Raw genomic sequence first — 21,502 nt, 5'->3', positions numbered from 1 at the left:
TTTTTTGTTTTTGTGATTTAGATCGAATTGAAGAATTTCATTTTTATTTATTCTAATCATCAAAAAATTTTTTTTGTGTTGATCTGAATGATATTTATCTTACTAATCCACAATCTGCATCTTCTTCAGTAAAAAGCTTGCATTCATATTTTGGCAAATACCTTGTTTGAATTTATAGTCAAAATATAGTTCGTCGTTAACGATTTCAGCATCAAAATAATAGTTTTTGACGTCCTCAAGTTCTTCGGAAATTTCACAAAGACTCAAATCGTGAGTTGCAATAATACCGGTTGCGTTTCCTGCCACTAGTTTTTCTACAAATTTTCTTGAACCGATTGCTTTATCTGTACTGTTTGTACCTTTTAAGATTTCATCAAGAATAATAAAATAAGATTCTTTTTCTATAGCATCAACAATGAATTTTAGTCGAGTTAATTCACTAAAAAAGTAACTACTATCATCTGTGAGTGAATCGCTCGTACGCATGCTCGTTATAAGTTTAACAGGAGAATAGATACTTGACTTTGCACAAACAGGCAACCCAACGTTTGCCATTACAATATGAAGAGAAATGGTACGAAGAAACGTACTCTTTCCTGCCATATTAGCTCCCGTTACAATAAAGAATTCTTGATTATCGATAGTGACATCACTATCTACTCTTTTTTTAGGGTTTAAAAGTGGATGTCCTAATTGAGACGCTTTTATAGTTGATTTTCCGTTTGATATTTCAGGAAATACATAGGCTTCATGGTTAAAAGCATAATTACCTAAACTGTTGTATGCGTCAAAAAACGACACCACTTCAAACCAATCTTCTACTTTGTGGGCGTATTTTAAAACCCATTGTTCAACGTTATAAGAGTTTTTGATATCTAAAAGTAAATAGCCATTCCCAAAAAGAGCACCAATAAGATTATTACGGTTATCCAAGGCATCTAGGTGTTTAGAAAATTCCGAAAAAATCTCTGAAGCCTTTTTGTTTTCAGATCTTATTTTTTGCTGTTTTTCTTTTAATAATTTTGATGTAAATGTCTCATTTTCTATTTGTAATAACAGTGATGCATATTGTCTAAATGTATCTTTAGTTTTATCTGCATTTAAAGCGAGATCATTTATTTTTTTGAGATATATGCCTGTAATGCCAAGTCCTGCAAAAATCCAATACCCAAAAAATCCAATCCCAATAACTTCAAAAATTGCTAGGGCTAATAGTGTAATTGATAGTAATGCAAATAACCAAGTAGCTAAAAACATCTGTTTTGGAATAAACGTTTTATGGGTTTTTAACCATTTTATAATTGTTGGAGCAGGCGTTTGGGTTTTAATTAAGCTAGCTGTTGCTGCATATAATTGTGTCCATTCGGTTTTGGTTGATAATTCTTTTATCGCGTCCTGCCTGTCTTCTATATTGGCAACATTATTTGCTTTTAAAGCATTTGCGAGCTGCAATTCACCTTCCGAAGTACTTGTTCTATTTAAATATTGAAAAAATGATCCTTTTCCGAAGAGATCAATATCCAAGCTATAAAAGTGCTTTGGGTCTTGAAATTGATCTCCTGTTTTTCTATGCTGAAATTCGCCAGAAGCAATTTTTATTTCCTCTTCATTAATTGTTGCTAGTGCCTTATGAAGAGTTCGTTTATTTTTGACACTGGTATATTTAGAAAGTAGAACTATAAACACCGAAATTCCTGACAAACCAATAACAATGGCAATTTGCCAACTTTGGAAAGTAAAATAGATAGCGATTGCTGTAATGAGAAAAACAAGCAGTCTTAAAAGGCTTAAAAGCGTCGTCTTTTTATAAAGTTTCTTTACTTCTAATTGATGATTTTCAAGGCTTTTTTTAAAATAAGTTATTGCGACAGACATATTTAAATTTAGGACATAAAGTAACAAAAAATCCCAAGCATTGTGGCTTAGGATTTTTAAATTTATAATTTCTTTGGTTCTCTGTTTTGGGATATTAACCTTTTAAACTTGCTGCTAAATACTCACGATTCATACGTGCAATATTCTCTAAAGAAATTCCTTTAGGGCATTCCACTTCGCAAGCTCCAGTATTGGTACAATTACCAAAGCCTTCTTCATCCATTTGTTTGACCATATTCAATACACGATCTGTCGCCTCTACCTGACCTTGTGGTAACAAGGCAAATTGAGATACTTTTGCACCTACAAATAACATTGCAGAGGCATTTTTACAACTTGCAACACAAGCACCACAACCAATACACGTGGCAGCCATAAATGATTCATCTGCATCGTGTTTGTTTACCGGGATAGCATTTGCATCTACAGTTAAACCAGATGTATTAACAGAAATAAATCCTCCTGCATGTTGGATACGATCAAAAGCGCTTCTATCTACAATTAAATCTTTAATTACAGGAAATGCCTTAGCTCTAAAAGGCTCAATGGTAATAACATCACCATCTTTAAACATACGCATATGCAATTGGCAGGTAGTTACACCTCTATCAGGACCATGTGCTTCGCCATTTATATATAATGAACATGAACCACAAATACCTTCACGACAATCATGATCAAATGCAACAGGTTCTTCTCCTTTGGTTATGAGTTCACTATTAAGAACGTCTAGCATTTCTAAGAAAGACATATCTGGAGAGACATCGCTAATGCTATAGTCTACCATTTTCCCTTTGTCATTGGCTCCTTTTTGTCTCCAAATCTTTAATGTAAGGTTCATATTTTCTGTTCCCATTTCTTTGTTCTTTTTTTATTTTGAATACATAATTAAGTTGTAGACCTAATTATTTATAACTTCTTTCTTTTACTTCAATATTTTCGTAAGACAGTTCCTCTTTATGCAATACAGCATCTTTTGGCTCTCCTTTATATTCCCATGCAGAAACATACTGAAATTCTTTACGACGCATTGCCTCACCTTCTGGAGTTTGATATTCATCTCTAAAATGTCCTCCTGCAGATTCTTCTCTTTGTAAGGCATCTTTAGCGAATAATTCTCCAAGTTCTAAGAAATCTGCAACGCGACCAGCTTTGGCTAGTTCTTCATTAAATTCATCTGCAGATCCTGGAACCATAACGTCTTTCCAAAATTCAGCTCTTAAATCTGAAATCTCATGAATAGCAGATTTTAAATCCTCTGCATTACGTGCCATTCCGCATTTGTTCCACATGATTTTTCCTAAACGTCTATGGAAATAATCAACAGGATGCGTTCCTTTATTATTTATTAAGTGGTTGATATTATCAACAACAGTTTTTTCAGCTTCTTCAAATTCCTTAGTATCAGTAGGTATTTTTCCAGTACGAATATCGTGGGATAAATAGTCACCAATCGTGTAAGGCAGTACAAAATATCCATCTGCAAGTCCTTGCATTAAGGCAGAAGCACCAAGTCTGTTAGCACCATGATCTGAAAAATTAGCTTCTCCAATGGCATACAATCCTGGAACTGTAGTTTGTAAGTTATAATCTACCCAAATACCACCCATTGTGTAATGTACCGCAGGGTAAATCATCATAGGAGTTTCGTATGGGTTTTGATTTACGATTTTCTCATACATCTGGAATAAATTTCCATATTTCGTTTTCACGATTTCCTGTCCTAATTTTTTAACAAGCGCATCATCATTTTCGTCAAGACCTTTAACGTGGGCTTGCTCTTTTCCGTAGCGCATAAAAGCAGCAGCGAAATCTAGATAAACAGCTTCACCAGTTTTATTGACACCAAAACCAGCGTCGCAGCGCTCTTTTGCTGCACGAGAGGCAACATCACGAGGTACTAAGTTACCAAAAGCAGGATAGCGACGCTCTAAATAGTAATCTCTATCTTGTTCGGCAAGTGCAGTTGGTTTTAATTTTCCAGCTCTAATAGCTTCAGCATCTTCTTTTTTCTTCGGAACCCAAATACGTCCATCATTTCTTAAAGACTCAGACATCAATGTCAATTTAGACTGATGTTCTCCAGAGACAGGGATACATGTTGGATGAATTTGCGTGTAGCATGGATTTGCAAAGTAAGCACCACGTTTGTGAGCTTTCCAGGCAGCGGTAACATTACTTCCCATCGCATTGGTTGATAAGTAAAATACGTTACCGTAACCTCCAGTTCCTAAAACGACTGCGTGCGCAGAGTGACGTTCTATTTCACCAGACACTAAATCTCTAGCGATTATTCCTCTAGCTTTTCCGTCAACCTTGACGACATCTAACATCTCATGACGGTTGTACATTGTAATTTTACCGCGTCCAATTTGACGGTTCATTGCAGAGTAAGCACCTAAAAGTAATTGCTGTCCTGTTTGTCCTGCTGCATAAAATGTACGTGATACCAATACACCTCCAAATGAGCGATTGTCCAATAATCCACCATATTCACGAGCAAAAGGAACACCTTGAGCAACGCATTGGTCAATAATATTTGCAGACACCTCTGCTAAACGATAAACATTTGCTTCACGAGAACGGTAATCACCACCTTTTACAGTATCATAAAATAATCTGTAAGTGGAGTCACCATCACCTTGGTAGTTTTTTGCAGCATTGATACCACCTTGCGCAGCAATTGAGTGTGCACGTCTAGGTGAATCTTGAAAACAGAAAGCTTTCACATTATAGCCTAACTCAGCTAATGTTGCAGCTGCAGAGCCACCTGCTAAACCAGTACCAACAACAATAATGTCAATATTACGTTTATTGGCAGGATTAACTAGGTCAATCGTGTTTTTATGATTTGTCCACTTATCTGCAAGTGGTCCTTTTGGTATTTTAGCATCTAAAGCCATATTAGATATATTTTAGTGAGTAAAGTGGTGAAATAGTGCAATGAATACAAATCCTGCTGGAATTATAATAGCATACGCTTTTCCAAAACCTTGTAACCCTTTTGTGTATTTATTGTTCATTCCAGTTGATTGGAATGCAGAACTAAACCCATGTAAAAGGTGTAGTGATAAAAATATAAAAGCAACGCAGTATAGAATAACACGCCACATATCTTCAAATTTATGATGGAGTTCTTCCCAGTATCTAAATCCGCTATCAACATTATCAGGATCTAAAAGGCCACTCATATCACCTTTAAAATATTTGACATTGATTTCTGGAGCCCAAAAATCGTAAAAATGGAGCCCAATAAATGCTAAAATTGCCAATCCGCTCCAAATCATATTTCTACTCATCCAAGTTGAATTTGCAGCACCATTGTTTTTAACGTAGCTAATTTTTCTAGCATTTCTGTTTTTGATTTCTAATACAAATCCCATTACGAAATGGAAAATAACACCTAAAATCAGTATAGGTTGTAGCACAAATTGAATTAACCAAAACGTACCCATAAAGTGAGACACATTATTAAAAACGTCCTCACTAAATACAGATAAAATATTGATTGAAAAGTGTTGTAATAAGAAAATCATCAGGAAGAGTGCCGAAAGTGCCATAGCAAATTTTCTTCCAATCGTAGAATTTAAAATTCCGCTCATTATCTAAGAAGTTAGTTTATATGTACAAAGATAAGGAGCAAGCCTAAGCTCTACAAGGTTTTCGTTGTAATATTTGTTATTTAGAATGGGTTTAATTTGTAGAGCTCTAAAAATGTTAACTTGAATTGTTATTTCACTTCAAACATTGTTTTTTCATCACCAATTTGAATTGAATATTTACCTTTTGGCAAGTAGTATTTATCGTTATTAGCCTTATTAATATCAATATTTGTGTTTTCTTTTAATAATGCTTTTCTGCCTTTTTCGGTAAGCGTTAAATCGTATTTCGAGTAATTAAATCCTTTATCTGCTTTAACTTTCATCTCATTTAAAAGTGTTCCACTTTCCGAATAAATCTTTATGTTTTTTTCTTCGGAAACATTAGAATAATAAGTAACATCTACAGTTGGTTCATAAGCGTCAAACCATTTGCTCCATGAACTTCCCCAGCGCGGAGAGAATCTTGCGTCATTGACTTTAAATAACGTTACAGCTTTTGATTGCATGCTTGAATTTATTTGCTGTATAGGACCAATTTCGGTTTGGTAAATGCTGCGACCATGTGTTCCCAGTAATAGATGTTTTGCTTCTGGTTGGATCACGATATCGTGAACAGCAACATTTGGCAACCCGTTACTGAATGCTTCCCAAGTACTGCCATTATTGAAAGAAACATACGCTCCATTATCTGTTCCCAAATAAAGAATATTTTCATTTTCGGTATCTTCTCTAATCACGTTTACTGGAGATGCAGGAATGTTGGAGCTAATGTCTTTCCATGTCTTTCCATAGTCATCACTCATGTAAGCATAGACTTTAAAATCATCCCAACGATACCCGTTGAGTGTTGCATAAACGCGTTCTTTTTTATGTTTGGATGCAATTACGCGACTTACCCAAAGGTCTTGTGGTAACGTGTTTGAAATGTTTCTCCAATTGCCACCACCATCATTAGTGATATGAATCAAACCATCATCACTACCTGTATAAATCAACCCAAATTGAAATGGAGATTCACTAACTGTTGTCAATGTACCGTAAGCAACGTTTCCTTTTTTACCGCCATTTGTGAGGTCTCCTGAAATGGCAACAAAATCGCTGCCTTGATTCATAGAACGCATTAATTTGTTTCCTCCTAAATATAAAATATCCTGATTGTGAGGAGAGAGTAAAATAGGTGTTTGCCAGTTAAAACGATACGGACTTTCGCCCAACTCATGTTTTGGCTGGATGTACGTTTGCTCATCGGTCTCTAGATTGAGCCTAAAGTAATTTCCAAATTGAAAACCTGTATACACCACATTGTGATTTCTACTATCAATCTCAATTTGCATCCCGTCGCCACCCATGATACTCTTCCATGGGTATTCACCACTTTGATGCCACGATTTATCTTCTGGAGCACCAAAAGCACCTTTCCAAACACCATTATCCTGCAAACCACCATAGACATTATACGGTTGTTCATTATCTACATTGATAGCATAAAATTGACCAACAGATGGTGAGTTGTTTTTAATCCAATTTTCACCATCATCGTAAGTAATATTTACACCACCATCGTTACCATTTATCAAATGGTTTGGATTTTTTGGATTGATCCAAAGTGCATGGTGATCTGCATGCACGTTTTCTGCACTAATAGAGGTAAATGTTTTTCCGCCATCTTTAGATTTTACGATAGGTACTCCATAAATATAAATGTTATCTGCATTATTTGGAGCCACATAAATATGGCCAAAATAGTAACCGTAACTGTAATAGATTTCGTCGAGGTAGTCGTCGTGAGTTTTTTTCCACGTTGTTCCGCCATCTGTACTTTTATAAACTTCGGTGCCAATAACAGGTGTGTCAAAAAGCATAGAATTTGCATCTTCTAGATAATTGGCAAGATCAATAGGTTTTAGGTTACCGCTTCTCACCATTTGCTTTACATTGTCGGCTTTATATTTTTCCTGAAAACCGTTTGTTTTTAAATAGGTATTTATTTTGTCATCCTCTAAATCCAATAATGCTTGGGCTGTCATGGTTTTAAAGTCTTCTTTTGACAATACGTTTGAGCTCTCTTTTTTTTCTTCGGAAGGTCTGCGAAACTGGTTATCATGAACTGCATAAACAACATTATCATCATAAACCGCTAAGCCAATTCTACCAACGCCTTGACCGGTTGGGAAACCGCTGTTTTCCGTAGAAACCTTAGTCCAAGTATCTCCAGCATCTGTACTTCTGTATATAGCGGAATTAGTTCCATTTCCTTCAAAATTCCATGCTTTACGATCTTTTGTCCATGACGATGCGAACATTAAATTATAGTTATTTGGGTTGGTTTGTACGTCTATAATCCCACTCATGTCATCAACGAATAGTTTTTGTGACCATGTGTTCCCGCCATCGGTTGTTTTATAAATCCCTCGTTCTTGATTTGCAGAATATAAATGTCCCGTCACACCAACAACGACTTCGTCAGGGTTATTAGGATTAATGAGAATGCGTCCAATATGATGGGAATCTTTGAGACCCATATTTTGCCAGGTTTCTCCATTATCTGTTGATTTTAAAATCCCAATGCCTGCATAACTCGATCTTGAACTATTGTTCTCACCGGTTCCAACCCAAATGGTTCTGGTTTTCCAATCAACAGCAATGTCTCCTACATTTTGAGTTTCCGAAGTATCTAAAATTGGAGAGAATGTGGTGCCATTATTTTTGGTATGCCAAACTCCACCAGAAGCGTAACCCACGTAAAACTCGGTTGGATTTTCTGAATTAACTGCCAGATCAACCACACGACCACTCATTATGGTTGGGCCTATATTTTTAAATGCTACATTTTTAACTAAGGAATTCTTGACAAGTTCTTCTTTTTTTGCCAGAGCATCATCAATGGTTTGTGATGATGTTGCTGGTTGTTGAGCACTAACAAATAGTGTTGCTCCAAAAATAAAATAACAGATATATTTTAACATGGTGGTTGGATTTATTGGTATGGATTTAAAATGAAATCTAAAGGTAATAAATATTGGGTATTGAATCCTAAAATAAAGAACTAACTCAATATGTTGGGATTAAATAAAAAAAGGCGCTCAAAATTAATTTTGAACGCCTTAAATATTATGTGTGTTTTGTGTTACTCCACAATAAATTTCTTTGTGGTTGATGTAGAATCCATACCAATTTTAATAAAGTAAACACCTGCTTGCAATTGACTTACATCAATAGCATGTAGAGTATTGTCTGATTTATTTAAATCTCGAACCATGACTTTTCTTCCTTGTACATCAAAAATAATTGCAGATTCTAATCGCAAATGGGATGCTGCATCAATATTTAAAATGTGTTTTGCTGGATTTGGATAAATCGAAATATGTTCTGCCAGGATAGCTTCATCCATCCCAAGTGTAGAACAACTTGATGCAGTCATAGAATCTGTACCGCAAACAGAAGTGTTGAGGTTCCTGTCCATTACATCTGCAGCACCAGCAATATCACTAGACCCTAAATTTCTACTATTTTGACCATTCGCAATTGAGAAATGCATGACTTCACCAGGATTGATAATGTGTGCCAATTGATGGCCATGTCCTAATTCATGTACCGCTACACTTTCAAAATCGACCTCAAAACCAGAGGCTGTTCCTGGACCAAACTCCCAAGACAATACTGAAAAATCTCCTGTAAATGCATCGTTAAAAACAATATCCAATTCTGTAACTACAATATCAATTCCTCCTGGAGATGATGGGTTATTGCATGACCCAAAGCGTGACGTACATCTTCCTAACACACCATCTGGTAATTCTGACCCATTATCAAAACGAATAATGTTTATATCATCATCTGCAATAATATCTACTGTAGTAACTGCTCCAATTTCCCAATTGATACCTGTACTACAAACCCATGTATCAAAAGCTCTAACAAAAGAAGCATTTGCTGCAGTATTGTTATCAAATTCTGTATGCATTTGCCATGTGTAACCACCAGATCCATTTAAATCAAAATGTTGTGATTGAAAATCTGCTATTCCATTTCCTGGATTTATTTGAGAGTAAAAAACAGTAAGATTATTGGAGGAAGTTACAGTTGTAGATGTTGATGTCACCACTTGAATATCTCCGGTACCTGCTCTAGAAGGCACTTCTAAAACAATTTGAGAATCACTCCAGCTTTGAATTTGACTGTCTAAAGCAGTGTAGTATTGAGAACCTCCAGAGTTAGCATCCCTAAAATTAACGTTACCTTGAGTGTTTCCAAAACCAGCACCAGAAATTACGAGAATATCTCTCACACCTCCATTTACTATGGTTGGAGCAAAACTTGTGATCTCTATTGACCCTGTTGTATTTCTGTTTGCAATATTGGTATTGTAAATATCCAAGACATCAAAATTTGAAACTTTGATAAAATTAGGCGTATTTGATACTGCTTTAATAGCATTATAAAATGAAGTTGTAATTCCTTTTTTGTTTACAAAGGGATTAAAAACTTCATTTGACAGCAAATTATATTTATAAAAACCTTGTGATGATGCAAAAGGCATAAATTTATTTTGAGGTGATTGGTTTGTTATGGCTACGTTATTGTCTTTAAGCATGAACATACCAATGTCGCCAATATTTAAAGTAAGGCTTGGAGTAACAATTTCAGAATCATTGCCAACCGTTCCTCCCGGAGTTACTATTTCTATAGTTTCTGAAACATTTTCACCCTTAAAAATTTTGTAAACCTCAATCGTATTTACGGTATAGATATTATAGTGATTATTATCCCAAAAAGATGCTTTAGAGATTACCTTACCTTCAATTATCTCTGTGGAAGATTGAATTTGAGTATCAAAAGGAACTTCTATCATCAGCTCTTGAGCAGATGAATTTAAAGAAAATGCCATTGTAAAAAACAATGACAAAAACAGTGTAGATTTTATTATTTTTTTCATATTTTAAATTTGAAATATCGTCTAAAAAGTGTAATTCAACCGACAAATATAACAATTTATCGATAATTTGAAATAATTATTTAATCTAATTACCTTTACACTATAAAATAAGATCAATAGTTCAAGCATAATAAATTACTTCAAACAAAGAAAATTTTTAATCTTGAATAACATAATTTCTATAATTAAACACTAAAAATAGCTGAATGAAATATCACAAAATCAATAGCAATCTCTTTATTAAAAACCGCAAAAACTTTATGTCAAAAATGAAACCTAGCAGTCTAGCGGTTTTCAATTCTAACGACATTTATCCCATAAGTGCAGATAGTACAATGCCTTTTCAGCAGCATCGCGATATTTTTTATTTAAGTGGAGTGGATCAGGAGGAAAGTATTCTGGTATTATTCCCAGATTGTCCAAAAGAAAAACACAGGGAAATTCTATTTTTAAAAGAAACCAACGAGCATATCGCAGTTTGGGAAGGCGAGAAACTAACCAAAGAAGCAGCTCTGGAAACTAGCGGAATCAAAACCGTCTATTGGCTCAAAGACATGGAAAAAATCATGTTTGAACTCATGACACAGTGCGATACCGTCTATATAAATACCAACGAACATTACAGAGCATCTGTAGAGACTGAAACCCGGGAAGACCGTTTTACCAAATGGCTAAAAGATAAATATCCAGCTCACAGTGTCGCAAAAAGTAACCCCATTTTACAAAGGTTACGCTCTGTAAAAGATCCAATTGAGATTGAATTAATGCAAAAAGCGTGTGACATTACAGAGAAGGGATTTCGTCGCATACTAAACTTTGTAAAACCAGATGTGTGGGAATATAATCTTGAAGCCGAATTCATGCACGAATTTTTAAATAACCGCTCCAAAGGATTTGCTTATACACCAATAATTGGATCAGGTAAAAATGCCAATGTGTTGCATTATGTAGAAAACAACCAACAATGCAAAGCAGGCGAACTCATCTTAATTGATGCAGGTGCAGAATATGCAAACTACGCCAGTGATATGACGAGAACCATACCAGTATCTGGTCGTTTTTCAAAACGTCAACGAGAAGTTTATGATGCGGTGAATCGTGTAAAAAATGATGCCACTAAAATGTTGGTGCCTGGAACCGATTGGGCTGAGTATCACGTTGAGGTTGGAAAATTAATGACTTCGGAATTAATAGGACTTGGATTATTAGACAAAGCCGATGTACAAAACGAAGATAAAGATTGGCCAGCTTACAAGAAATATTTTATGCACGGAACATCTCATCACATAGGATTAGATACGCATGATTACGGAATTCTCACCGAACCTATGCAAGCCAACAACGTATTCACGGTAGAACCTGGAATTTATATTCCTGCGGAAGGTTTCGGGATTCGATTAGAAGACGATCTCGTGATTCAAGAAAAAGGAGAACCATTTAATTTAATGCGTAATATCCCAATTGAAGCTGAAGAAATTGAGGAGATTATGAATTCTTAGTAAACCTAAAAGTAATATAGATAAAGAGCCTAAAATTAATTTTTAGGCTTCTTGCATTTTATTTGGAATTAACCCAACGACCAAACAAGTCACTATAGAAGGCAAAACCCAGCCCAAATTATATTGAGCTAAAGGGATGAATTTTGTGATGCTTTGCAATCCTTCCGAAGGTCTAATAAAACCAATCACATCTGGAATACTAAATATGAGCGTTACAATCACAACTGCTCTAAATACCAACGGTGTTGAAAATTGTTTTGGTAACACATTGAGTAAAATAAGTATGATTGTTATTGGGTAAATGAATAACAGTACTGGTACTGCAACGATAATAATAGAGTTAAAATCCAATTGTCCAACGATCACACCAAGTAAGCTGGCTAAAATTGCTGTAACAATATATACGAGTTGAGAATTACCCAGCAAGCCCTTAAAATAATCTGCGGTTCCTGCAACAATACCAATTGCAGTCGTGAAACACGCTAGAGAAATTAAGATGCTTAATATGGTATTACCAAAAGCACCAAGCGAAGACAAATTAATTTTACGAAGTAAATTGGCACGTTGCATGTCACTTGGTAAGGTTTCGTTGATACTAATTTCTGAACCGTAGTAAGCACCAACCGAAATCAATCCTGTATAAATAACAAATAACCCAAATCCTGCAATCCAACCAGATTTGGCGATGAGCTTTCGTTTGTCTTCAAAACTTCCGTTGTGTCTTAAATTTATTGAAATTATTATCACTGCTCCAACAACGACTGCGCCAATGGCATCAAAGGTTTGATAGCCTTCGAGAATACCTTTAACGATTGGCGTTTCAAATTGTGAGGTGGATGTGGTCATTTCCGAAGAAAAAAGTCCGATGCCAATCACTAAAAGCAACATGATCACAATTAAGGGTGTCAGGAATTTACCAATGAATCCCAGTATTTTTGAGCGGTTGAGTACAAAAAGCAATACGAGTGAAAAATAAACTGTGCTCGTCCATATCGGGCTTGTGCCAAAAACGGGAAAGATGGCGATTTCATGAGTGGCAGCAGCTGTTCTTGGAGAAGGCAACGCTACTGCAATGACGTAAATTAAAATGCAATAAATGAGACTAAATTTTGGAGACACTTTTTTCCCAAAGTCATACAGGGTACCTTGTAATCGTGCATGTGCTAAAATCCCAATAATGGGAATGACGACCGCAGTAATCATAAAACCAATGGCTACCCAAAACCAATTTTCTCCAGCATTATAGCCTAAAAGTGGTGGTAGCAATAGGTTTCCTGCCCCAAAAAATAAAGAGAATAACCCAAAACTAGTGATGAAAAGTTCTTTTTTAGAATTCAATTAGTTGGTCTTTTTAAGATTGAGATCGTGAAAATCGAAACTAAAATCTGTTATTGGTGCAATGTAACTCATTGTTGCTCCCGTGGCATTTCCGGTTTCGTCGAATGAAAAATGAACAAAAACATCTGCATCGTAACTTCTATTATCCCATTTCGCTACAAACGTCGTTGTATTATAAGGTAATAGTCTGCCTTTAAGATTTGATGAGCGCTCGCTTTTTATGGTGTAATTGTCACCTTTGTTTGAAATAGTGATATTACCAAACCAATCGTCTGTGTAGGTTCCTGTAATTTGAGAGGGTTTAGGTAAGTATTTGTCTTTTTTAACGATTTCAACCTTAGTGTATACTGCTTTTTTGATGCTGTCGTTATAGGCAATATATGTTGTGTTTCTATCTCCATATTGTTGCAGCCAATTTCGGTCTTCATAACCTAGATAGCTGTCTTTTATAGTATTTGTGATGGTATTAAAGGCAGAGCCAACCATTTGATTGGTAAGTACCACAATAGCTAAATCTAAATCTGGGATCATTGTAAATTGGGTGACCGTACCTAATAGACCTCCAGTATGGTAAACTTGCTTATGGCCACCTTTTACATCTGTCAAAAACCAGCCTAATCCATAACCTCTAAAATTTGAGTCATACCAATCCCCTTTGCCAACTCTTAGAGGAGTCTGTAACTGCCAGAGCTCATGAAATTGTGCTTCACTCAATAAACGTTCTCCGTTTTTTGTAACAGCGTCATTCATTAAAAACTCTGCCCAAGTTAGCATATCTGGAACATTACTCACAATACCACCAGCAGGATTTGCAGTTGCACTCCAATCATGCGGAATTTGGATTACCTCACCATCTGCTCTAGTATGGGCATCTATGATATTTGTTTTATCGGTCACACGATCATAAGATGCTTTGCTATTGTTCATCCCAACCGGTTTCATAATTTTGGTCTCAATAAATTCCTCCCAAGACAAACCACTAACACGTTTTAAAACCTCGCCAGCAATAATGAACATATTATTGTTGTATTTAAATTCACTTCGGAAAGAACTCTCTGGTTCCAAATATTTCACATTTGAAATTACATCGTCAACATCAAAATCATTGCCTTCTGGAAAAAACATTAAATCGCCAGCACCCAATCCCATACCACTGCGATGAGTAACCAAATCCCTTACAGTAAACTCTTGAGTCACCCAAGGATCGTGTAATTGAAATTCTGGGATATGTTTACGAACTTTATCATCCCAATTAAGTTTTCCTTCATCTACCATCATTGCCAATGCAAAACAAGTAAAGCCTTTACTATTTGAAGCCACACCAACTAAGGTATTTTCGTTCATATCCTTTTTATTGGTTATTGATCGCACACCATAACCTTTGGCATAAACAATTTCTCCATCTTTTAAGATACCAACAGAAATTCCTGGCACATCAAAAGTTGTCAAAGTTTCCTTTATGAGATTATCTAATTCCTTTTCTGCTATCTGTGATTGCGCTATTGTAAAAGAAACAAGCGCTATAATTAAGAGGTGTTTTTTAATGAGCATATCAATTTTTTAGGCTATTCAATATTAATCAAATATAGCAAATACTTATTTGCACGCGTTAGACAAACTGTATCTTTGTAAACATGATTTTACATTACAAACATATTGACGTATACTACGAAGATGAAGGTCAAGGTGATGCCATCGTTTTGTTGCATGGTTTTTTGGAAAATTCTTCAATGTGGTCCAATATTAAACCTCATTTATTATCAAATCACAGAATAATATCAATAGATCTCTTGGGCCATGGTAAAACACCATGCTTAGGGTATATTCATACCATGAAGGATATGGCAGATATGGTATTGGTAGTGATAGAACATTTACAGTTAAAAACCTACAAGCTCATTGGGCACTCAATGGGAGGATATGTAGCTTTAAGTGTAGCAGAGAAAAATCCAAATGCGGTTTTGGGTTTGTGTTTAATGAATTCTACTTATGAGGCAGACGATAAAGAGCGAAAAGCATTGAGAAAGCGAGCTAATAAAATGGTCCAGAACAATTTTGAACAAATGGTACGCATGTCTTTTACAAATTTATTTTCTTCGGAAAGTAGGGAAAACCACAAAGATAAGATTGCAATTGCATTGAAAGAAGCTTTGGAAACACCGCTCCAAGGTTATATCGCAGCTCAGGAAGGCATGCGAGTTAGAGATAATAAATTTAATTTCTTAAAGGACTTAAAAGCAAAAAAACTAATAATAATAGCCAAGGACGATCCCGTTATTAGTGGTGAAGCTATAATAAGTGATACAAATGGAACAGATATACAATGTGAGGAAATAGCACATGGACATATGAGTTATATTGAAAATATATCAGAATTAACTTACTTATTTTTACGTTTTATCTAATAATAACATCTTTTTAACCCTAATTGATTATTTTTTAATAAGTTAGCTTTAGCAAATCTAACAACCATGAAAAATCCAACTACCACAAAGACCTCAAGTCCTTTAAAATTTTATTGTGATATTTTTGGGCATAATTATGAAATGACCAAAAAAGTGACATCACATGTTAAGGAATATACATGCAAATGCTGTAAGCGTCAATTGACAACAAATAGTAATGGAAAACTTACAGAGCTCACACCAAAATATCAAGAGATTAATAGAATTTTAGAAGACATTTATTCTAGGAGAATGTCACGTTTAAAGAACAAAACGCTCAGTTCATCGATATACTAGAGTAAAATCGTACGTTATTAATTGATTTTCATATATTTAGAAATCCTCTAAAATTAATAATTAATAGCGCAATAAATTGAAAAGTCTCTACTGCTCATTTTTTGGACATCAATACGAAGTCTCAAAAAAAGTCACCTATCATGTAAAAGAATACAAATGTATTCATTGTAACTCTCAAGTTACAACAAGCGGAAATGGTAATCTAATACCATTAACGCCAAAATTCCAAGAAATAAATTCTGTCTTATCTCGTATTCACAACAAAAGACTATCAAGAATTGAACAACGCAAACAGGAAAAAATAGAACACCAAATAGAAGATGAAGAATTCATTTTAAATTTCATCCCTCATTTTTCTTAATTCCCATATTAAATAGGGTTTATTTCCATGCCATATGTTGCTAATCTATACACTTAGCACAACTTTAACACCATAAGTTTTTAAGTTTTGTTGCTTTTGAGTACTATGGTATCGTACCTAAAAATTATGAAGTCTTGAAACATTTATTCTGTAAACTTTTTAACCATCAACTTGTTATCAAAGAAAACGTAACAAGCGTTGTCAAAGAATTTGAGTGCGTCAACTGCCAAAAGGAATTTACTACAAGTGATACAGGTGAAACGATACCCTTAACAAATAAGCGTAGAGAGATTAACAAGACTTTAAAACGACTTTACAAAAGGCGATTAAAATTCAAGAATGCCTATTCTTGATTATTTAAGGCATTCCAACCTTTTGCAATTATTGGTATAGCTTGTTCGCCACGAGTGATTAAGTGCATACCACGAGATTTATCGGTAATGTAACCAATAACGGTTAAGTTTGGGTTTCCTTTTATCTTCGGAAAATCCTTTTGTGAAACCGTCATCAACAATTCATAATCCTCACCACCATTTAGTGCAATAGTTGTACTGTCTATTTTAAATTCCTCACAAGTAGAAATCACTTCTGGATCTAAAGGGATTTTATTTTCATAAATCTCAACGCCTACATCACTTTGTTTACAGATGTGGATGATTTCCGAAGAAAGTCCATCGCTAATATCAATCATAGACGTTGGTCGCACATCTAATTTCTCAAGTAATTCTACGATGTCCTTTCTAGCTTCTGGTTTTAATTGTCGCTCAATGATATAAGTGTACATATCCAGATCTGGTTGGCTTTGCGGATTCACTTTAAACACTTCCTTTTCACGCTCTAAAACCTGCAATCCCATATAAGCTGCACCAATATCTCCAGTGACCACCAATAAATCGTTCGGCTTTGCTCCATTTCTATAAACCACTTTCTTTTTATCAACTTCACCAATTGCAGTAACCGAAATAATTAGTCCCGTTGTTGATGAGGTCGTATCACCGCCAACAACGTCGATATTATAAATATTTGCTGCAGTTTCAATTCCTGCATATAGTTCTTCTAAAGCTTCTAAAGGAAAACGATTTGATACAGCAATAGACACCGTGATTTGCGTAGCATGTGCATTCATTGCATAGACATCGCTCAAATTTACAACAACAGCCTTGTAGCCTAAATGCTTGAGTGGCACATACGATAAGTCAAAATGTACATTCTCTACCAATAAATCTGTTGTTACTACAATTTGCTTTGACTTAGCATCCAACACCGCAGCGTCGTCGCCAATGCCTTTGACCGTAGATTTATGTTTAATATCAAAATTTTTGGTAAGATGGTCAATAAGACCAAATTCTCCAAGTTGATCTAATGAGGTGCGTGATTGGTTTTTATCTTCTATCATAATGCAAAAATAGTTAGCTTTTTTAAAGCAGAGAATTGATTTAAGTTATTTTTAAGGTCTTCGGAAACATTAGAAAATGCATTTCAGCGAAAAAATTAGTATTTAGTCGGTAATTTTAAAAATTTATTTTAAATTAGTCATCCCAAATCATTGCAACCTACTATGAAAACGACAATCAACGACAAATTGTTATGTTCTGTTTTTGGACATAACTTAAAATACACTTCAAAAAAAGCAAAAAAAGCACATGTGTTGTCCTGTGCGACATGCCAATCTAAGCAATACGATAGCGATCTTGAAAATTTAAACATGTATCCGTTTGAAAATAAAGAAATTAGAACCGCTTTACAAGAGCTTTTTATTTTGCAAAGCCAATATTCCCGTAGGCACATTTCAGTATAAAAAAATATAACACAAATTATCTTCTTTGATTGATGCTGATTTTACGTTTGGCATTGCAATTTGTTATAGAGTCATATGCTAATATAATGTTATGTTGTATGGTAAAAATATAGTTATGTCGTATATTTGCAATCTATTTAGACAATATCTATATAACAAATGATAAAAGTATCAGAAACAGCTAAAAAGAAGGTCATTGAATTAATGAAAGATGATGGCTTCAACACAACTACCGACTTTGTTAGAGTGGGTGTTAAAAGTGGTGGATGCTCTGGTCTATCTTATGATTTAAAGTTTGATAATGAGCAAAAGGACGATGATAAGATTTTTGAAGACAATGGTGTAAAAATCATTGTTGATAAGAAAAGCTTTTTGTACCTTATTGGAACTACCTTAGAGTATTCGGGAGGTCTAAATGGTGCAGGGTTCGTTTTCAACAATCCTAATGCTAATAGAACTTGTGGTTGCGGAGAATCATTCTCGCTATAAATCCTTGCTAATCCTTCAAATAAAGAAGGAATTAAAACGTAAAAACAATTATGTCAAAATATACTGAAGATGATTTAAGGGAAGAATTAAAAACCAAAGAGTACGAATATGGTTTTTATACTGACATTGAATCTGAAACATTTCCAATTGGTTTAAATGAAGACATCGTTCGCGCTATTTCCAAAAAGAAACAAGAGCCAGAATGGATGACAGAGTGGCGATTGGAAGCTTTCAAGGCTTGGAAAGAGATGGCTGAGCCTGAATGGGCGAATGTAAAATATAAAAAACCAGATTTTCAAGCGATTGCCTATTATTCTGCTCCCACAAAAATAGATCCCAATAAAACTTTAGACGATGTCGATCCAGATTTGTTAGCGATGTACAAAAAGCTGGGTATTTCGGTTGATGAACAAAAAAAGATGAATAATGTGGCGATGGATATCGTTGTAGATTCCGTTTCTGTAGCAACAACCTTTAAAAAGACTTTAGGTGAAAAGGGAATCATTTTTATGAGTATTTCTGAAGCCATTAAAGAACATCCAGAATTAGTTAAAAAACACTTAGGTACCGTTGTTCCGCAGAAAGATAATTTCTACGCTGCATTAAACAGTGCAGTTTTTAGTGATGGTAGCTTTTGCTATATCCCAAAAGGTGTGCGTTGCCCAATGGAGCTTTCAACCTATTTTAGAATCAATCAAGCTGGAACTGGTCAATTTGAAAGAACATTGGTAGTTGCAGACGAAGGTAGTTATGTCTCCTACCTTGAAGGTTGTACAGCACCAAGTCGTGATGAAAATCAATTACACGCAGCAGTAGTAGAATTAATTGCTTTGGATGATGCAGAGATAAAATACTCTACAGTTCAAAACTGGTATCCAGGAAATGCCGAAGGTAAAGGCGGAGTTTACAATTTTGTAACTAAAAGAGGTTTGTGTGAGAAAAATGCAAAAATCTCTTGGACCCAAGTAGAAACAGGAAGTGCTGTTACTTGGAAATATCCATCATGTATTTTGAAAGGTGATAACTCTGTAGGTGAGTTTTATTCAATTGCTGTGACCAACAATCACCAGCAGGCAGATACAGGTACCAAAATGATTCACTTGGGTAAAAATACCAGATCAACAATTATATCAAAAGGAATTTCCGCAGGAAAATCCCAAAATTCATATAGAGGGTTAGTGCAAATAAGCTCACGAGCAGATAACGCTCGTAACTTTTCACAATGTGATAGTTTGTTAATGGGCAATGAATGTGGTGCACATACATTCCCGTATATAGAAGCAAAAAATAAATCGGCTCAAATAGAGCACGAGGCAACAACCAGTAAAATTGGTGAAGATCAAATTTTCTATTGTAATCAAAGGGGGATTGACACTGAAAAAGCAATCGCTTTAATCGTAAACGGATTCAGTAAAGAAGTACTTAACAAATTACCTATGGAATTTGCTGTAGAAGCACAAAAGCTGCTGGAGATTAGTTTAGAAGGCTCTGTAGGGTAAATTTTTATGTCTTCGGAAACAAGAATCTGAACATTTATAGATTTAAGTTTAATGAAATAGCACTTCCAATTTTAAGGAAGATAATTATGAAAAACACATTTATAATTTTAATGACACTTACCTTTCTTGTAGGTTGTAAAAATGATAAGACCACTGAAGAAAATGTGACTTCCAAAACTACTGTTTTAGAGGATGGCAAAACTGAAAAGCAAAGCGATGGTCTAATAGCCATTCAAGGTGAGTTTATTTATTATGCAGATGCAGCTGTCTTAAAAACATCAAATAAAATATTTGGTGTGGTCCTCAATGATAAAGTAAATGAATTACAAGATCAAGTCAAAGCTTATAAAAAAGAGGATACAGATATGGTTCCTGTTACCGTAAGAGGTCGCATATTCAAAAAAGATTCTAATGAAGAAGGCTGGGAAGATAAAATAGAAATAAAAGAAATTTTAAACGTTTCGCCACCTAAACCAGAGGCAAACGATGTTATAAAAATTGGAAACAAATAGTATGTTAGAAATAAAAGATTTGCACGCAAGTGTCGAAGATAAAAGTATTTTAAACGGTATCAACCTAAATGTAAAAGCTGGAGAGGTTCATGCTATCATGGGACCTAATGGCTCTGGAAAAAGTACGTTGGCATCTGTTATTGCAGGGAAAGAAGAGTATGAAGTAGATAAAGGACAGATTCTCTTAAACGGAGAAGATATCGAGGAATTATCTGCGGAAGAACGCGCACACAAAGGTGTATTCTTATCATTTCAATATCCTGTAGAGATTCCAGGAGTTAGTGTGACTAACTTTATGAAAACAGCTATCAACGAAACTAGAAAAGCTAAAGGATTGGAAGACATGCCCGCAAAGGATATGTTAAAAATGATCAGAGAGAAAGCAGAACTTTTAGAAATTGACCGTAAGTTCTTATCCCGATCACTTAACCAAGGATTTTCTGGAGGAGAGAAAAAGCGTAATGAAATTTTCCAAATGGCAATGTTAGAGCCAAAATTGGCAATTTTAGATGAAACCGATTCTGGACTTGATATTGATGCGTTGCGTATCGTTGCAAACGGAGTTAACAAGCTTAAAAGTAAGGATAATGCTGTTATTGTAATAACGCACTATCAACGTTTGTTAGATCATATCGTACCAGATTTTGTTCACGTATTGTACAATGGTAAAATTGTAAAATCTGGAGGTAAAGAATTAGCACATCAGCTAGAAGAAAAAGGTTACGATTGGATTAAAGAAGAAGTGAACGCTTAACAAGTTAAAAGTGTTTAGTTTTCTGTAAGCAGTGGCTTACTCCAATGAAAAAATGAAATAAAATGGTAATCATTTAAAAAGTTTTGGTTTATGATTAA

At 35.0% G+C, this 21,502-nt stretch carries 18 protein-coding genes; 9 read left to right on the top strand and 9 right to left on the bottom strand.

Features of this window, described 5'->3' with window-relative positions:
- Positions 1-102: 102 nt before the first annotated feature.
- The 6 genes from GQ40_RS12330 to GQ40_RS12305 all read right to left on the bottom strand — a co-directional run bounded on the left by GQ40_RS12330 (position 103) and on the right by GQ40_RS12305 (position 10,413).
- Positions 103-1,875 (bottom strand): MutS-related protein, encoded by a 1,773-nt coding sequence (locus tag GQ40_RS12330; protein WP_047548817.1) that lies wholly within the window; start codon positions 1,873-1,875, stop codon positions 103-105.
- Between the two features lie 94 nt (positions 1,876-1,969).
- A complete protein-coding gene (locus tag GQ40_RS12325) occupies positions 1,970-2,716 on the bottom strand; it encodes a succinate dehydrogenase/fumarate reductase iron-sulfur subunit (RefSeq protein WP_047551918.1) in 747 nt (248 codons plus the stop codon).
- 64 nt (positions 2,717-2,780) lie between these two features.
- The gene (locus GQ40_RS12320; protein WP_047548815.1) at positions 2,781-4,778 is read right to left on the bottom strand and encodes a fumarate reductase/succinate dehydrogenase flavoprotein subunit; all 1,998 of its coding nucleotides are present in this window, start codon (positions 4,776-4,778) and stop codon (positions 2,781-2,783) included.
- Positions 4,779-4,790: 12 nt separating this feature from the next.
- Positions 4,791-5,477, bottom strand: a complete 687-nt coding sequence (locus GQ40_RS12315) for a succinate dehydrogenase cytochrome b subunit (protein ID WP_047548813.1) — start codon at positions 5,475-5,477, stop codon at positions 4,791-4,793.
- 128 nt (positions 5,478-5,605) lie between these two features.
- A complete protein-coding gene (locus tag GQ40_RS12310; RefSeq protein ID WP_047548811.1) occupies positions 5,606-8,443 on the bottom strand; it encodes a VPS10 domain-containing protein in 2,838 nt (945 codons plus the stop codon).
- Positions 8,444-8,604: 161 nt separating this feature from the next.
- Entirely contained in the window at positions 8,605-10,413 is a 1,809-nt protein-coding gene (locus GQ40_RS12305; protein ID WP_047548809.1) for a T9SS type A sorting domain-containing protein, read from the bottom strand.
- Positions 10,414-10,619: 206 nt separating this feature from the next.
- On the opposite strand from GQ40_RS12305, the gene GQ40_RS12300 reads away from it, so the two are divergent.
- Complete coding sequence (locus tag GQ40_RS12300; protein WP_047548806.1) at positions 10,620-11,912, top strand: aminopeptidase P family protein; 1,293 nt, start codon at positions 10,620-10,622, stop codon at positions 11,910-11,912.
- Positions 11,913-11,954: 42 nt separating this feature from the next.
- Here GQ40_RS12300 and brnQ read toward each other — a convergent pair whose 3' ends face one another.
- Both brnQ and GQ40_RS12290 read right to left on the bottom strand, forming a co-directional pair.
- Positions 11,955-13,250, bottom strand: a complete 1,296-nt coding sequence (gene brnQ / locus GQ40_RS12295; protein WP_047548804.1) for a branched-chain amino acid transport system II carrier protein — start codon at positions 13,248-13,250, stop codon at positions 11,955-11,957.
- Positions 13,251-14,801, bottom strand: a complete 1,551-nt coding sequence (locus tag GQ40_RS12290; protein WP_047548801.1) for a serine hydrolase — start codon at positions 14,799-14,801, stop codon at positions 13,251-13,253. It abuts the gene before it with no gap.
- 83 nt (positions 14,802-14,884) lie between these two features.
- Here GQ40_RS12290 and GQ40_RS12285 point away from each other — a divergent pair, with 83 nt between their 5' ends.
- The 3 genes from GQ40_RS12285 (at position 14,885) to GQ40_RS17470 (ending at position 16,352) form a co-directional block, all read left to right on the top strand.
- Positions 14,885-15,655, top strand: a complete 771-nt coding sequence (locus tag GQ40_RS12285; RefSeq protein WP_047548798.1) for an alpha/beta hydrolase — start codon at positions 14,885-14,887, stop codon at positions 15,653-15,655.
- A gap of 66 nt (positions 15,656-15,721) precedes the next feature.
- A complete protein-coding gene (locus GQ40_RS12280; RefSeq protein WP_047548793.1) occupies positions 15,722-15,991 on the top strand; it encodes a hypothetical protein in 270 nt (89 codons plus the stop codon).
- 76 nt (positions 15,992-16,067) lie between these two features.
- Complete coding sequence (locus GQ40_RS17470; protein WP_081990210.1) at positions 16,068-16,352, top strand: hypothetical protein; 285 nt, start codon at positions 16,068-16,070, stop codon at positions 16,350-16,352.
- A 343-nt stretch (positions 16,353-16,695) separates the two neighbouring features.
- Here GQ40_RS17470 and thiL read toward each other — a convergent pair whose 3' ends face one another.
- Positions 16,696-17,748, bottom strand: coding sequence for a thiamine-phosphate kinase (gene thiL, locus GQ40_RS12275; RefSeq protein WP_047548791.1), 1,053 nt, complete (start codon positions 17,746-17,748; stop codon positions 16,696-16,698).
- A gap of 162 nt (positions 17,749-17,910) precedes the next feature.
- Between thiL and GQ40_RS12270 the strand changes: the two genes are divergently transcribed.
- The 5 genes from GQ40_RS12270 to sufC all read left to right on the top strand — a co-directional run bounded on the left by GQ40_RS12270 (position 17,911) and on the right by sufC (position 21,404).
- The gene (locus GQ40_RS12270) at positions 17,911-18,150 is read left to right on the top strand and encodes a hypothetical protein (protein ID WP_047548789.1); all 240 of its coding nucleotides are present in this window, start codon (positions 17,911-17,913) and stop codon (positions 18,148-18,150) included.
- A gap of 159 nt (positions 18,151-18,309) precedes the next feature.
- Positions 18,310-18,639 (top strand): HesB/IscA family protein, encoded by a 330-nt coding sequence (locus GQ40_RS12265; protein ID WP_047548784.1) that lies wholly within the window; start codon positions 18,310-18,312, stop codon positions 18,637-18,639.
- Positions 18,640-18,689: 50 nt separating this feature from the next.
- Complete coding sequence (sufB, locus tag GQ40_RS12260) at positions 18,690-20,138, top strand: Fe-S cluster assembly protein SufB (RefSeq protein WP_047548782.1); 1,449 nt, start codon at positions 18,690-18,692, stop codon at positions 20,136-20,138.
- 86 nt (positions 20,139-20,224) lie between these two features.
- The gene (locus tag GQ40_RS12255; RefSeq protein WP_047548781.1) at positions 20,225-20,650 is read left to right on the top strand and encodes a hypothetical protein; all 426 of its coding nucleotides are present in this window, start codon (positions 20,225-20,227) and stop codon (positions 20,648-20,650) included.
- A 1-nt stretch (position 20,651) separates the two neighbouring features.
- Entirely contained in the window at positions 20,652-21,404 is a 753-nt protein-coding gene (sufC, locus tag GQ40_RS12250; protein ID WP_047548778.1) for a Fe-S cluster assembly ATPase SufC, read from the top strand.
- The last annotated feature ends 98 nt before the right edge of the window (positions 21,405-21,502 follow it).

Source organism: Psychroserpens sp. Hel_I_66 (genome assembly GCF_000799465.1).
In the GTDB taxonomy this organism is placed as follows: domain Bacteria; phylum Bacteroidota; class Bacteroidia; order Flavobacteriales; family Flavobacteriaceae; genus Psychroserpens.
The sequence above is the reverse complement of the archived record's forward strand: the minus strand, read 5'-3'. Positions and strand labels throughout refer to the sequence as shown.